General features: G+C 61.1%; 16 protein-coding genes. 12 read left to right on the top strand and 4 right to left on the bottom strand.

Annotated features, from left to right (window positions below):
* Positions 1-11 precede the first annotated feature (11 nt).
* The 9 genes from thiC (at position 12) to panC (ending at position 8,507) form a co-directional block, all read left to right on the top strand.
* Positions 12-1,913, top strand: coding sequence for a phosphomethylpyrimidine synthase ThiC (gene thiC, locus VE934_RS05475; protein WP_324885125.1), 1,902 nt, complete (start codon positions 12-14; stop codon positions 1,911-1,913).
* Between the two features lie 8 nt (positions 1,914-1,921).
* Positions 1,922-3,085, top strand: coding sequence for an FAD-dependent oxidoreductase (locus VE934_RS05470; RefSeq protein ID WP_324885123.1), 1,164 nt, complete (start codon positions 1,922-1,924; stop codon positions 3,083-3,085).
* Between the two features lie 3 nt (positions 3,086-3,088).
* Entirely contained in the window at positions 3,089-3,298 is a 210-nt protein-coding gene (thiS, locus tag VE934_RS05465) for a sulfur carrier protein ThiS (RefSeq protein WP_324885121.1), read from the top strand.
* 2 nt (positions 3,299-3,300) lie between these two features.
* Positions 3,301-4,080: a thiazole synthase gene (locus VE934_RS05460; protein ID WP_324885119.1), complete on the top strand. Its 780-nt coding sequence runs from the start codon at positions 3,301-3,303 to the stop codon at positions 4,078-4,080.
* Positions 4,077-5,264: a thiamine phosphate synthase gene (locus VE934_RS05455; protein ID WP_324885117.1), complete on the top strand. Its 1,188-nt coding sequence runs from the start codon at positions 4,077-4,079 to the stop codon at positions 5,262-5,264. Before VE934_RS05460 ends, VE934_RS05455 begins: the two co-directional genes overlap by 4 nt.
* 13 nt (positions 5,265-5,277) lie before the next feature.
* A complete protein-coding gene (gene panD, locus VE934_RS05450) occupies positions 5,278-5,658 on the top strand; it encodes an aspartate 1-decarboxylase (RefSeq protein WP_324885115.1) in 381 nt (126 codons plus the stop codon).
* 107 nt (positions 5,659-5,765) lie between these two features.
* Positions 5,766-6,782, top strand: a complete 1,017-nt coding sequence (gene bioB, locus VE934_RS05445; RefSeq protein ID WP_324885114.1) for a biotin synthase BioB — start codon at positions 5,766-5,768, stop codon at positions 6,780-6,782.
* Positions 6,779-7,651 (top strand): 3-methyl-2-oxobutanoate hydroxymethyltransferase, encoded by an 873-nt coding sequence (panB, locus tag VE934_RS05440; RefSeq protein ID WP_324885111.1) that lies wholly within the window; start codon positions 6,779-6,781, stop codon positions 7,649-7,651. The genes bioB and panB overlap by 4 nt, the downstream gene beginning before the upstream one ends.
* A gap of 7 nt (positions 7,652-7,658) precedes the next feature.
* The gene (gene panC, locus VE934_RS05435) at positions 7,659-8,507 is read left to right on the top strand and encodes a pantoate--beta-alanine ligase (RefSeq protein WP_324885109.1); all 849 of its coding nucleotides are present in this window, start codon (positions 7,659-7,661) and stop codon (positions 8,505-8,507) included.
* A 129-nt stretch (positions 8,508-8,636) separates the two neighbouring features.
* Here panC and VE934_RS05430 read toward each other — a convergent pair whose 3' ends face one another.
* The 3 genes from VE934_RS05430 to VE934_RS05420 are packed head-to-tail and all read right to left on the bottom strand — an operon-like array spanning position 8,637 to position 9,731.
* Positions 8,637-9,002, bottom strand: coding sequence for a hypothetical protein (locus VE934_RS05430; protein ID WP_324885108.1), 366 nt, complete (start codon positions 9,000-9,002; stop codon positions 8,637-8,639).
* Positions 8,999-9,412 (bottom strand): phage holin family protein, encoded by a 414-nt coding sequence (locus tag VE934_RS05425; RefSeq protein ID WP_324885106.1) that lies wholly within the window; start codon positions 9,410-9,412, stop codon positions 8,999-9,001. The genes VE934_RS05430 and VE934_RS05425 overlap by 4 nt, the downstream gene beginning before the upstream one ends.
* A gap of 16 nt (positions 9,413-9,428) precedes the next feature.
* Entirely contained in the window at positions 9,429-9,731 is a 303-nt protein-coding gene (locus VE934_RS05420; RefSeq protein ID WP_324885104.1) for a DUF883 family protein, read from the bottom strand.
* Between the two features lie 190 nt (positions 9,732-9,921).
* On the opposite strand from VE934_RS05420, the gene VE934_RS05415 reads away from it, so the two are divergent.
* Positions 9,922-10,278 (top strand): hypothetical protein, encoded by a 357-nt coding sequence (locus VE934_RS05415; RefSeq protein WP_324885102.1) that lies wholly within the window; start codon positions 9,922-9,924, stop codon positions 10,276-10,278.
* Positions 10,279-11,365: 1,087 nt separating this feature from the next.
* On the top strand, positions 11,366-11,761 hold the full coding sequence (locus tag VE934_RS05410; RefSeq protein ID WP_324885100.1) for a VOC family protein: 396 nt from the start codon (positions 11,366-11,368) through the stop codon (positions 11,759-11,761).
* Positions 11,762-11,851: 90 nt separating this feature from the next.
* On the opposite strand, the gene VE934_RS05405 is transcribed toward VE934_RS05410, so the two are convergent.
* Positions 11,852-12,142, bottom strand: coding sequence for a hypothetical protein (locus VE934_RS05405; protein WP_324885098.1), 291 nt, complete (start codon positions 12,140-12,142; stop codon positions 11,852-11,854).
* 103 nt (positions 12,143-12,245) lie between these two features.
* On the opposite strand from VE934_RS05405, the gene hemA reads away from it, so the two are divergent.
* Positions 12,246-13,526 carry a glutamyl-tRNA reductase gene (hemA, locus tag VE934_RS05400; RefSeq protein WP_324885096.1) on the top strand — a complete coding sequence of 427 codons (1,281 nt, stop codon included), beginning with the start codon at positions 12,246-12,248 and terminating at the stop codon, positions 13,524-13,526.
* Positions 13,527-13,542 lie beyond the last annotated feature (16 nt).

Here is a 13,542-nt window from a genome sequence, read left to right as displayed (position 1 = left end):
AGGATGCCCCGATGAACGCCCCCGACAAATTTGCCCAGCTGCTGTCCCTGACCCGCGAGCCATTTCCAGCCTCGCGCAAAATTTATGTCCCCGGACAAACACATGCCGACATTCGCGTGCCCATGCGCGAAGTTTCGCTGAGCAATGGCGAGTCCGCCACGCTGTACGACACATCCGGACCCTACACCGACCCGACGGCAGACATTGATGTGCGGCGCGGGCTCGAAGCCCTGCGCACGCCGTGGATTGAAGCGCGCGGCGACACCGAAATTTACGCAGGCCGCGCCGCGCAAGCCGTAGACGATGGCACCCGCCGTGAAGACCGCACCGACCCCTCGGATCCTGAAGCCCAGCGCATTGCCGCCCTGCGCGCCCAGGCCGCGGGCCTGCAACGCACACCGCGCCGCGCCAAGGCCGGCGCTAACGTGAGTCAGATGCACTACGCACGCCGCGGCATCATCACCCCCGAGATGGAATACATCGCGCTGCGCGAAAACAGCAAGCGTGAATGGATGAGCGAATACCTGGGTGACGCAGAGCGCGCGCAGCGCCTGCGCGGCAACCCGATGGGCGCTCAGCTGCCCGAGTTTGTGACACCGGAGTTTGTGCGCGACGAAGTGGCGCGTGGCCGGGCCATCATTCCCGCCAACATCAACCACCCCGAAGTCGAGCCCATGATCATTGGCCGCAACTTCCTGGTCAAGATCAACGCCAACATCGGCAACTCGGCGGTCACCTCCAGCATCGAGGAAGAAGTTGAAAAACTGGTCTGGGCCATCCGCTGGGGCGCAGACAACGTGATGGATTTGTCCACCGGCAAAAACATCCACACCACCCGCGACTGGATCATCCGCAACTCGCCGGTACCCATCGGCACGGTGCCGATTTACCAGGCGCTGGAAAAAGTCGGCGGCGTGGCCGAAGACCTGACCTGGGAAATCTATCGCGACACACTGATCGAGCAGGCGGAGCAAGGTGTGGACTACTTCACCATTCACGCCGGTGTGCGCCTGCCATTTATCCCGATGACGGCCAAGCGCCGCACCGGCATCGTCTCGCGCGGCGGCTCCATCCTGGCCAAGTGGTGCATGTCGCACCACAAGGAAAACTTTCTGTACACGCACTTCGAAGACATCTGCGAGATCATGAAGGCCTATGACGTGAGCTTCTCGCTGGGTGATGGCCTGCGGCCTGGCTCCGGTGCGGACGCTAACGACGAAGCGCAGTTTGCCGAACTGCGCACCTTGGGCGAGCTGACAAAGATCGCGTGGAAGCACGACGTGCAAACCATGATCGAAGGCCCTGGCCACGTGCCCATGCACATGATCCAGGCCAACATGGAAGAGCAACTCAAACACTGCCACGAAGCGCCCTTCTACACCCTCGGCCCGCTGACCATCGACATCTCCCCCGGTTACGACCACATCTCCAGCGCGATTGGCGCGGCGATGATTGGCTGGTTTGGCACCGCCATGCTGTGCTACGTCACGCCCAAGGAACACCTGGGCCTGCCCGACAGCAAGGACGTCAAGCAGGGCATCATTGCCTACAAGATTGCCGCGCATGCCGCCGACGTGGCCAAAGGCCACCCCACTTCGCGGGCGCGCGACGAGGCGCTTTCAAAAGCGCGCTTTGAATTCCGCTGGCACGACCAGTTCAACCTGTCGCTGGACCCTGACACTGCGCGCGAGTTTCATGACGAAACCCTGCCCAAGGAAGTCAGCAAAGTGGCGCATTTCTGCTCCATGTGCGGGCCAAAGTTCTGCTCCATGAAAATCAGCCAGGAAGTGCGCGAATTTGCGGCGCAACAGGGGCTGGACGAAGCCGCCGCGCTGACCCAGGGCATGGATGAAAAATCCGCCGAGTTCCGCGAAGGCGGCAGCGAGATCTACATCCCCATCCACAAGGCCTGAGACAAATCATGCACATCGGCATCGCTGGCGCGGGTTTGCTCGGAAGGCTGCTGGCCTTTGAGCTGACGCGCGCTGGCCACACGGTGGAGGTCTTTGACCCCGCGCCGGGGCCGCTGCCGCCTGTTGATTCAAGGACACCTTATGCGGCGGGCTGGACGGCGGCGGGCATGCTCAGCCCCACTGCCGAGCTGGAATCCGCTGACGCCAATGTGTTTGAACTGGGCCTGCGTTCGCTCGCGCTGTGGCCCGGCATCGTGGCTGCGCTAGGACTGCCGGTGGAGCTGCAGCAGCGCGGCAGCCTGCTGCTGGCGCATCGCGGTGATGAGGGTGCGGCAAAGCGCGTGGTAGACCTGCTGTTGCACAAAGCACCGGCAGGGCATGCACCCACAGCGCTGACCATGGCTGAGCTGGCAGGACTAGAGCCCGACATGCATGGCGCGGCCCATGCCTGGCTGCTTCCGCACGAAGGGCACATCCACACGGTGCCGGCCATGACAGCACTGGCTGACACCGCCACAGCGAAGGGCGCGGTGTGGCATTGGGGTGTGGCCGTGCAGCGTCTGGCTGCGGGCGAAATCCACATCGCAGGCAAGGTTCACCACTTCGACTGCGTGTTTGATGTACGCGGAACCGGCGCTCGGACTGCTGGAGACAGCGGCGAATGCCTGGGTCGTGATGTGCGTGGCGTGCGCGGCGAAATCATCTGGCTGCACGCGCCCGGCGTCGCCCTGCAGCGGCCAGTGCGCCTGCTGCATCCCCGGCACCGGGTTTACCTGGTGCCACGCGAAGGCGACCACATCGTGGTGGGAGCCAGTGAAATTGAAAGCGAAGACCGCTCACCGATCTCGCTGCGCAGCATGGTGGAGCTGCTGGCTGCGGCGCACAGCATCATGCCCGGCCTTGCCGAGGCGCGCATCGTACATACCGAAACAAACCTGCGCCCGGCTTTGCCCGACAATTTGCCACGACTCGTGCAAGAGCCGGGGCTGGTGCAGATTAATGGCCTGTTTCGCCACGGCTGGCTGATCGCGCCTGCACTGGTTGAGCAAGCAATGGAAAACCTCGCGCCCCACTCGGCGTGTCATCCCGACCTGATCGGGGATCCATGCCACATGAACCAGCGTCGGGGCCCGCCAGCATGGATTGCCGGTCAAGCCGGGAATGACATATAGCTCATGAGCAACATCACCATCACAGTGAACGGCGAAGAAAGACAGGTGCCAGACGGCAGCACCCTCGCCGATGTATTTGAGGGCGACGACCAGCCCGCGCAAACCTTCGCCACTGCCCTCAATGGCGATTTTGTTGCACGTGGCGCGCGTGCAACCACCGTATTGACTGACGGCGATGCCGTCTTCACCTTTCAAGCCATCACCGGAGGCTAGACATGTCTTTTACGATTGCAGACACCGTACTGGGAAGCCGTTTTTTCCTCGGCACTTCCGGCTACCCGTCTCCACAGGTTTTGCAGCAAGCCATTGCAGCATCGGGGGCAGAAGTCGTTACCGTTGGTCTGAAGCGGCAGCTTGCTGCAGGCGGGGGAACACAAAACGAATTTTTTAAACTCATCCAGGCCAGCGGCGCGCGCCTGCTGCCCAACACAGCCGGCTGCCGCAGCGCGCGTGAAGCCGTGGCCCTCTCGCAAATGGCGCGCGAGTTGTTTGACACCAACTGGATCAAACTGGAAGTGGTGGGTGATGAACACACGCTTCAACCCGACCCCTTTGAGCTGGTAGCCGCCGCGAACGAGCTCGCGCGGGATGGCTTTGAAGTGTTTCCCTACTGCACCGACGATCTGGTCACCTGCCAGCGCCTGCTTGATGCAGGTTGCCGCATTCTGATGCCTTGGGGCGCGCCGATTGGCTCTGGCCAGGGCCTGATCAACCCTTGGGCCTTGCGTACGCTGCGCTCGCGCCTGCCGGGTGTGCCGCTGGTGGTGGACGCCGGTATTGGCTCGCCCGCCGACGCGGTGCAGGCCATGGAGCTGGGTTATGACGCCGTATTGCTGAACTCTGCAGTGGCCCATGCGCGCGATCCGGTTCAAATGGCGCGGGCTTTCAAGCTGGGCATTGAATCCGGTCGTCTCGCCTACGAGGCCGGCATCATGGCGCAGCAGGACATGGCCGTGGCTTCCACGCCGGTCACAGGCCGGCCTTTCACCCTATGAATGCCCCACGCCAAACCGAGGTCTGGACGACTGCAGCCAACGCAGCGCAGTTGCAAGCGCTGATGAAAGGCCAGCCCCTGCCCCCATCCGCGGGACGTGTGTTGCTCTGTCTGTCAGGCGAAGAAGCATCGAAACTGCTTGGCGTTCCCACGCTGGACACGCGTGATGCCATCGAACTGGGCGCAAGCGTCTTGCAGGCACGCTCGGGGCAGGAGTTGGTCATCCTCAGCGATGAAGAGATGTACGCACATACACGGCAAGCGCAAGGCTGGCTCGATGCAAGGGGGCCGGTGTCGCCCGTTTTTCTTGCCGCTGCTGAAGCCGCCCTTGCCTCAGGTTTTGTGGCGATGGAAGCCATTGTGCTGGGATGCATGGCCAACAGCCACGCCTTGCACCACGGCGACCCGCGGGACCACAAGGTGAGCCGCCCTGACTTTGCGCAGCAGATCCGCAACCTGCCGCATTTCAGCCTGCCACAGCCCACCACGGTCAGCGGTTTTGCCCCCCTCAGTGATGCGGACCTGGGCCTGTATGCGGTGGTGGACAGCGCCGCGTGGGTAAAGCGGGTGGTGACCGCCGGTGTACGCACAGTACAACTCCGCATCAAGGACTCGGGCCACCCCGAACAAAGCGAGTTGATTCGCCATCAAGTTCGCCAGAGCATTGCCGCCGCCACGGCCGCAGGCGCGCAGCTGTTCATCAATGACCACTGGCAAATAGCTGTCGAAGAAGGCGCATACGGCGTGCACCTGGGCCAGGAAGACCTGCATGTCGCCGATCTCAGTGCGATAAAAAAAGCCGGTTTGCGGCTGGGCATCAGCACCCACGCCTACTGGGAAGTCTGCCGCGCCTGGGCTCTGCGTCCCAGTTATATCGCGTGCGGCCCCATCCATCCCACTCAGGCCAAGGCCATGCCGTGGATTCCGCAGGGCAACGACAACCTGGCCTACTGGTGCAAGTTACTGCCCACTCCGGTGGTGGGCATTGCCGGCATGGACGCGCTACGCACCGAGCAGGCGGCGCAATGCGGCGCAGCTGGCGTGGCGGTGATCAGCGCCATCACCGCAGCCGCGTCACCGGAGGCGGCCGTCGCGCAACTTCAACAGGCAATACACGACGGCAGACGTTTGCCGCGGGTGGAAGCACCGCTTCTGCCAAAATCGACCCTTTCGCCCACTGTTTGAATTCAAGACCACCATGCAACGCACTTTATTAGCCGGAAAAATCCACCGCGCCACGGTGACCCAGTGCGAATTGCACTACGAAGGCTCCTGCGCCATCGACGACGACCTGCTGGACGCCTCGGACATTGCCGAGTTTGAACAGGTCCACATCTGGAACATCAACAATGGCGCGCGCTTCGTCACCTACGCCATCCGCGCCCAGCGCGGCAGCGGCACCATCTCGGTCAACGGCTCTGCGGCGCGCCACGCTGCGCCTGGCGACCTGATCATCATCGCGGCCTTCGGTCAGTTGCCGGCAGACCAGGTGGCCAGCTTCAAACCGAAACTGGTGTTTGTTGATGCGGACAACCGCATCAAGGAAGAGCGCGCCAGCATTCCGGTACAGGTCCGCTGAGCAACGTCGGGCCAGCATTGGGCTAGACTGGCCCACCCATCGGGATTGCAGCGCCAATCGGACTGATAAACAGGTACAACACAGGTATCGCTTTGCAAGGAAACCACATGTCCAGCGTTTTAGATCAACCCATCAGCCTGCACCGCCCTCGCCAGGCCAGCCCGGCCCCGTCGCCCGTGCGCTGGAGTGTCGACGCCATCGAAGCGCTGTTTGACTTGCCTTTCCCCGAACTGATGCATAGGGCGCAAACCGTTCACAGAGAAAACTTCGACGCCAGTCGGGTCGAATTCGCGACCCTGCTGTCCGTCAAAACCGGGGGCTGCCCTGAGGACTGCAACTACTGTCCGCAAGCAGCCCGCTTTGACACCGGCGTGGAAGCCACCAAGCTGATGGCGCCTGAAGAAGTGCGCGTGGCTGCGCAGCGCGCCAAAGACGCCGGCGCCACCCGCTTTTGCATGGGTGCGGCCTGGCGCGCGCCCAAAGACCGCGACATTGAAAAAGTTGCCGAGCTGGTGCGCACCGTCAAGGCTTTGGGCATGGAGACCTGCGCCACCCTGGGCATGCTGGAAGACGGCCATGCACAGACGCTGCAAAGCGCGGGCCTGGACTACTACAACCACAACCTGGACAGCGCGCCCGATTTTTATGGCGACATCATCACCACACGCGAGTACCAGGACAGGCTTGACACCCTGCAGCGCGTGCGTAGCGCGGGCGTCAAGGTTTGCTGCGGCGGCATTGTGGGCATGGGTGAAACCCGGCGCCAGCGCGCGGGGCTGGTCGCCCAGTTGGCCAACTTGACGCCCTACCCCGAGTCGGTACCTATCAACAACCTGGTCAAGGTGCAGGGCACGCCACTGGCTGATCAAGCCGACCTGGACCCGTTTGAATTTGTGCGCACCATCGCGGTGGCGCGCATCACCATGCCGACAGCGCGTGTGCGCCTGTCGGCCGGTCGCCAGCAAATGGGCGACGCGGTGCAGGCCCTGTGTTTTCTGGCCGGGGCCAACTCCATCTTTTATGGCGACAAGCTGCTCACCACCGGCAACCCGGACACCAGCGCCGACGTCGCGTTGTTGCAGCGTTTGGGCATGACCCGCTCAGCCCCGGGAGTGCAGGCATGACCGCCCCAGCCGCAAGCCCCTACGGCACACTGCCAGCAGTACCGCCACCTGCTTCACGCAAGCCCATCAGCCTGCCGCGCCTGCGCGAAATGCATGCACAGGGCGACAAAATCACCATGCTGACCGCCTACGACGCGACCTTCGCCGCTGTGGCAGATTCTGCGGGCGTCGAATGTATTCTGGTTGGCGACTCGCTCGGCATGGTCTGCCAGGGCTTGGCCAGTACCGTGGGCGTGTCTCTGGAAGCCATGCGCCACCACACTGAAGGCGTTTCACGCGGACTGCACCGGGCACAGGCCACCGCCTGGCTGATTTCCGATCTGCCTTTTGGCAGTTACCACGAGTCAAAAGAACAAGCCCTGCGCAGCGCCGTGGTGCTGATGCAGGCAGGCGCCCACATGGTCAAGCTCGAAGGCGGCGGCTGGACGGCGGACACCGTGCGTTTTCTGGTGGAGCGCGGCATCCCGGTCTGCGCGCACCTGGGCCTGACACCGCAAACAGTTCACTCGCTGGGCGGTTACCGCGTGCAGGGGAAATCTGATGAAGCCGCCACGACACTGAGAGCCCACGCCCATGCACTGCAAGACGCTGGCGCCGCAATGGTGGTGCTGGAAATGGTGCCGGCCGCGCTGTCAGCAACGCTGACAAAAGAACTCACCCACTGCGCGACCATTGGCATTGGGGCGGGCGTCGGTACGGCCGGCCAGGTGCTGGTGTTGCATGACATGCTGGGCATGAACCTGGGGAAAATGGCCAAGTTTGTGCACAACTTCCTGGCCGAAGAAAACAGCGTGCGCGGCGCCATGCAGGCCTATGTCAAAGCCGTCAAAGAGGGCCGTTTTCCCGTGGACGCAATTCACGCCTGGTGATCTCAACATGAAGATCGTTCATACCATTGCCGACCTGCGCACAGCGCTGGCTCCTTTTCAACGCCCCGCTTTTGTGGCCACCATGGGCAACCTGCACGACGGCCACATCGCACTTGTAAAGCAGGCCAAGCCCCTAGGCGACGTGACGGTGGCGAGCATCTTTGTGAACCGCCTGCAGTTTGCGCCGCATGAGGACTTTGACACCTACCCCCGTACCTGGGAAGCAGACTGCAGCAAGCTGGAGGCAGCCGGCTGTGATGTGCTGTTTGCGCCGCGGGAGACGGATCTTTACCCGGAGCCGCAAACCTACAAGGTGCACCCGCCCGCCGAGCTGGCCAATATTCTGGAAGGCCACTTTCGGCCCGGTTTTTTTGTTGGCGTTAGCACGGTGGTCATGAAGCTCTTCATGTGCGTGTTTGCCGGCAAGCCCGCAGGCGTGGCCATGTTCGGCAAAAAAGACTACCAGCAACAAATGATCATCAGGCGCCTGGTGCAGCAGTTTGCCCTGCCGATCGAGATTGTTGGTGGTGACACGCTGCGCGCGGCTGACGGCTTGGCATTGTCATCGCGCAATGGATACCTGAATGAGCAAGAGCGTGCGGAAGCCGTGCAGTTGTCTCAGGCATTAAAAGCGCTGGGCGCGGCGGTCAAGTCGGGCCCCATCGGCGACAGGGAGCAACTTGAAGAGAACGCCATGCAAGCTCTCGCCGCGCGCGGCTGGAAACCCGACTACCTGACGGTGCGGCGCCGCACTGATTTGCTGCCACCGGAAGCCAGCGATGCAGCAGCGCCGCTGGTGGTTCTGGGCGCCGCCAAGCTCGGCACCACGCGCCTCATAGACAACCTGGAAATTTGAGCAGGATTAGCTCAGCAGCCTGTCCCCGGCTGTCATCCCGGACGAGATCCGGGATCCATGCTGGCATGCCGCAAACGTAAGAAGTCAGCGTAGCATGGATTGCGGGTCAAGCCCGCAATGACATCCTGTTCACCCCCCCGGCCCCTCTGCCTCATCCCCCTGCTCTGACAATTCGTCATGCCGACGGATAAACCACTGGTAACCCTTCCACGCCAGCAGGCCCGTAGCCGCAGCGACCAGTGCGTACTTGAGTAAAGGACGGCGCGCGCCCGACAAAGCCAGCAGCAACACCGGCTTGATCAGCGGCAAGCGCTTGAGCAGCGACAAGGCGAGCGGAATCCCTTTAAACAAGGCCAGTCCAGAAACGGCCATTTTGGGGAAAGTCACCGCTTGTCGCGCAGCGCCCCAGGCTTCAGCCATTTCGGCTCGTTCCGTGGCAGCGCGCATCAGCAACAACTGCTTTCTCAATGCGCGCTCGGTTGCTGCGTCCCTCATGGCGAAGGCTCCTTGTGCGTTGCGGCGTGCAAGGCATCGCTGTCTTTGGCCATCTCTGCCAGTGTGGCTTGCAGAAACGGCGGTCTGGTCGCCAACTCACGCTTGATACGCCACAAGGCCCAGCCCCCAGCACCGAGGTAGGCCACGGCGAACAGGGCGAGCACTGCGACGCGTTGCCCCGGATCAACAGCCAGCACCACCGCCAGCGTCAGCATCACCAGCCCCAGCATGCCAAACACCAGCACGCCCAACACGCCCAGCATAAGGCCTATCAAGCGCTGCAATTCCTCCTCAAGCTCCAGCCCCGCCAACGCCAGACGGGTATGCGCCATGCCCGTCACTGTAGTGAGCAGTTGTCGCAGTGACGCAAAGAGGCGGGGCGGGTGTTCTGGGTCAGACTGGCTGGTCATTCGGCGTCAGTCCCGGCTACCTGCGGTTCATCAACAAGCCAACCAGAAAGCCGGCCGCTGCCGCCACACCGACCGCCTTCCAAGGGTTGGAATGAACGTATTCATCCGTCACTTTGGCAGCCTCTTTGCCTTTGAGCAGCGCCGCCTCCTGCAAACCTGTCAGCTTTTCGGTCGCTACTTTGAGCTTGACAGAGGCTTTTTCCCGCAGCGCCAGCGCGGTGTCGCCAGTGGACGCAGCGGCAGACTTGAGCAGGTCTTCCACATCGGACAACACCACTTTCATGTCAGTGATCAATTTGTCTTTGCTGGTGTTTTCCATGAAATGCTCCCAAAAATATGTTGGATGAAAGGCGGGCGAGACACGAAACATGCCCACCTGCCGGGACAGATCAGGTTACCCAAAAATGCAGACAAGGTCAAAAACAATCTGCCGTCAATATGTCCACAAGCAGGCAGGGCGTGGGATTCGGCACAATAGCCCGCAAATCAACCTCCACATCAAAGGCACCATGGAAGCCAATCTTTTGACACCAATGTTCACCCTGCTGGGCACCCTGGTGGGCGGGCTGGTCACCTTTGCGGTGAACCGCCAGCAGTTCAAACACCAAATCAAGGCGCTGCAGCAGCAGTACAAAACCGAATACATGGCCGAAGAAACGGCGCGCCATTTTTTGAGCCATAAAAGCTTTACCGACCGGTCTTTTGACGTTCTCAAAAAACACCTGGGCGGCTTTGAAGACGACGAGCTGCGAAAAATCCTGGTGCGCGCCGGCGCTGTACGCACCTACCGCGAGGATGAGGGTGAATGGTGGTACCTGCTGTCTCGCACCGGCGAGCGGATCGAAAAGTTTCAGCAGCGCGGATAAGCGGCGTGCCACGCTGTCACCCCGGACTTGATCCCGGGATTCATGCGTTCACTCCTATTTGAATAGCAAACTATTTCCGTCGCTAAAGGGCAAGGTGCCGATTTGGCTCCTAATCATCAGCGAAATTACCTCCCACGACATCAATACGGAGACATTTTCGAATCAAATAGCCAGCCTGCCCTTTAACGGCGGGAATAGTTTGCTATAAAAAACGTAGTGAGCTGCAAGCCACCCAGCGAAGCATGCAGCAGTGACGACGATGACACCGGTAAAAGGCAGCCCGGAAGAGGCTGAAGTTATAGTGCAGCTACCGGCCCGGCCTTGCCGGGTTTCAAGAAATTTTTGTGCCTAAACAAATATAGACAGCAAGGGTACCTGCAAACGCAGCAGGCAAGCTGCTTACGGGAGGTTTCGATGTTCAGGTTAAACCGCAGTCGCCAAGTTATACCGCAGGTTTTGCGGTCTAAATTGCCTTAGAGCTCATGCACCTGCGCCTTCTTCTACTCGCCCTCGGACTTGTTCTCGTCGGAACAGCAGCCGCCGACGTCATTGGTCCACCGTCAGTCAACATTTCACTCCATGCCTGCATCGAGTTCGACGGTGCTTCCCCCACCGCGGCAGGGTCCAAGGCTCTCGAAACCCTGATGAGCGCTGTGCCGCCTGATGTGCCACTGTATTCCGCGATCGTTTCAGTGAAGTCCAAATCTGTGGAGGAGATGTCCCGAGACCTCACGCACACCATTTCGTTGCTGCCTGCGGTACGGAACGCGAGACTTGACTTGCGCGACCTGCATGTCATGCAGACATATCGGGAGGGGCATCAATCCCCAGAAATGTGGGCTTGTCCAATAGGTCAGCCGAAAGTGATGCTGTTCTTTCCAAGGAAGCTGGTCAAGCCCGAGATCTGTGGCCGGCACTGGGGATGCAGCGTAAATTGTTCTGGAGCAAGTTGTGCTGTGGTTAACTGAACGCTCCAACTGGTCGCTCGAATCAGACCCACAACTGCCGAAGGCGGCTTCGCCGCAACGGTTGCGGTACGACGATCTCCGGCGTTAGTCGCTGGGCCACCCTCCCTCGAAAGCACACCGTGTTCTCACACACCTTTGTCGGCGTCACCGACTTCAATCGCGCTCTTGCGTTCTACAACCCCGTGATGGCCGCGCTCGGCATCAAACCTCGCTTCTGCGATCCGGAGCGGCCTTGGGCGGGTTGGCAATCGGCGCCTGATCCGAGGCCGCTGTTCCTCATTGGCAAGCCACATGACGGGCAATCGCATGAGCGCGGCAACGGTCAAATGATTGCGTTCCTTGCAGAGAGTCGAGCTGTTGTTGACAATGCCTACGCCGTGGCGCTTGCCAACGGCGGTACATCAGAAGGCCCACCCGGCCTGAGGCCCCAGTACCACGAGCACTACTACGGCGCTTACTTCAGGGATCCGGATGGAAACAAGCTCTGTGTCGCCTGTCACGTGGCGCCAGGCTAGAACAAAGACAAAGAGCGGCGCTTTTGCTCGCCATGACGCTTTATCTCCTGACACGGCAGCTCTTTCAATAGGACCAGGTTCCCAGCGCTTCTAGGCCCTCCAGCCCCGCAACAAAACCCACTGGCATGTTGCCGCGCCCAACACCAGCAAGGTGTAACTCGCCATCTTGCCGTCGCGCCCAAAAATCACCAGACCGGCGAGCAGGAGCACCGCAGACACTACAAAAACGATAGCAAATTGTTGCCGTATGGAAAGGGCAAACTGCCGTTTTGTCTTGAAAAACCGGGCGAAAAACCTGCCAAGCAGCACCATGACCAGCGCAACAAATGCCGCAGGAGCCAGGAAATTGAGCAACTGATTGGTGAGGTTAAGTGCGGTCATGGAAAGCGGACGCTATGGGCCGTGCAGCCACGGTAGAGATCGAAATGAAGGTGATTGAACAATTGTCAACCTTTGACCACCCCTTCAATTTTATAATCCTCAGATGTCAGTCTGGGCCTTAGGCATCAACCATACCACTGCCCCGCTCGATTTGCGTGGCCGGTTTGCCTTTGCGCTGGACCAGATTGAGCCCACGCTCAGGGGCTTGCGCGAATCGCTGGCGCGCCAACCCGAAGCGACGCTGCTGTCCACCTGCAACCGCACCGAGATCTACTGCGCTGGCGACAGACCCGACCTGAACCACACCCTGGAATGGCTGGCGCACCACGGCGGCGTATCACCGGGCCTGTTGCGCGACCATGCCTACACGCTGGAAGACGACCACGCCGCGCGCCACGCTTTTCGGGTCGCCAGCGGGCTGGATTCGATGGTTCTCGGCGAGCCGCAGATTCTGGGACAGATGAAAGACGCGGTGCGCGCCGCCGAAGACGCCGGCGCCATGGGCAGCACGCTGCACCAGCTGTTTCAGCGCTCGTTTGCCGTGGCCAAAGAAGTTCGCACCAGCACCGAGATAGGCGCGCACAGTATCAGCATGGCGGCGGCTTCCGTGCGCTTGGCGGGTCAGTTGTTTGAAGACCTGGGCGATATCCGTGTGTTATTTGTCGGCGCTGGCGAGATGATTGACCTGGCCGCCACCCACTTTGCTGCCAAAAAACCAAAAACCATGACCGTGGCCAACCGCACGCTGGAACGCGGCGAAAAGCTGGCCAGCCGCTTTGGCGCCGAGGTCATGCGTCTGGCGGATCTGCCAAGCCGTCTGCATGAGTTTGACGCGGTGATCAGTTGCACCGCCAGCACGTTACCCATCATTGGCCTGGGCGCGGTAGAACGCGCCGTCAAGCTGCGCAAACACCGCCCGATGTTCATGGTGGACCTGGCCGTGCCGCGCGACATCGAGCCCGAGGTCAAGGGTTTGCCGGATATCTACCTGTACACGGTGGACGACCTGGCCCAGGTGGTGCAGACCGGCAAGGACAACCGCCAAGCCGCCGTAGCGCAAGCCGAGGTGATTATTGACGCGGGCGTGCAGAATTTCATGCACTGGCTGGGGCAACGACGCACCGTGCCTTTGATTCAGCAGCTGAACGCACAAACAGACGAGTGGCGCGCGGCCGAAATTGCGAGAGCCAAAAAGCTGCTCGCAAAAGGTGAGCCGGTTGACGCAGTGCTTGACGCATTGTCGCGTGGCCTGACACAAAAAATGCTGCATGGTGCACTGGCCGAGTTGCGCGCGGGTGATGTGCACAGCCGCGAAGCCACCGAAAAAGCCGTATCACGCCTGTTCCTGCGCGGCGATCTGCCTAAAGACCAACGGGAGCGTTAGCGCCGCTCTTGCTGCC

The organism is Polaromonas sp. (assembly GCF_035638815.1).
GTDB lineage: Bacteria > Pseudomonadota > Gammaproteobacteria > Burkholderiales > Burkholderiaceae_C > Polaromonas.
Note: the sequence above shows the minus strand (reverse complement) of the source record. Positions and strands in the feature narration are given on the sequence as shown.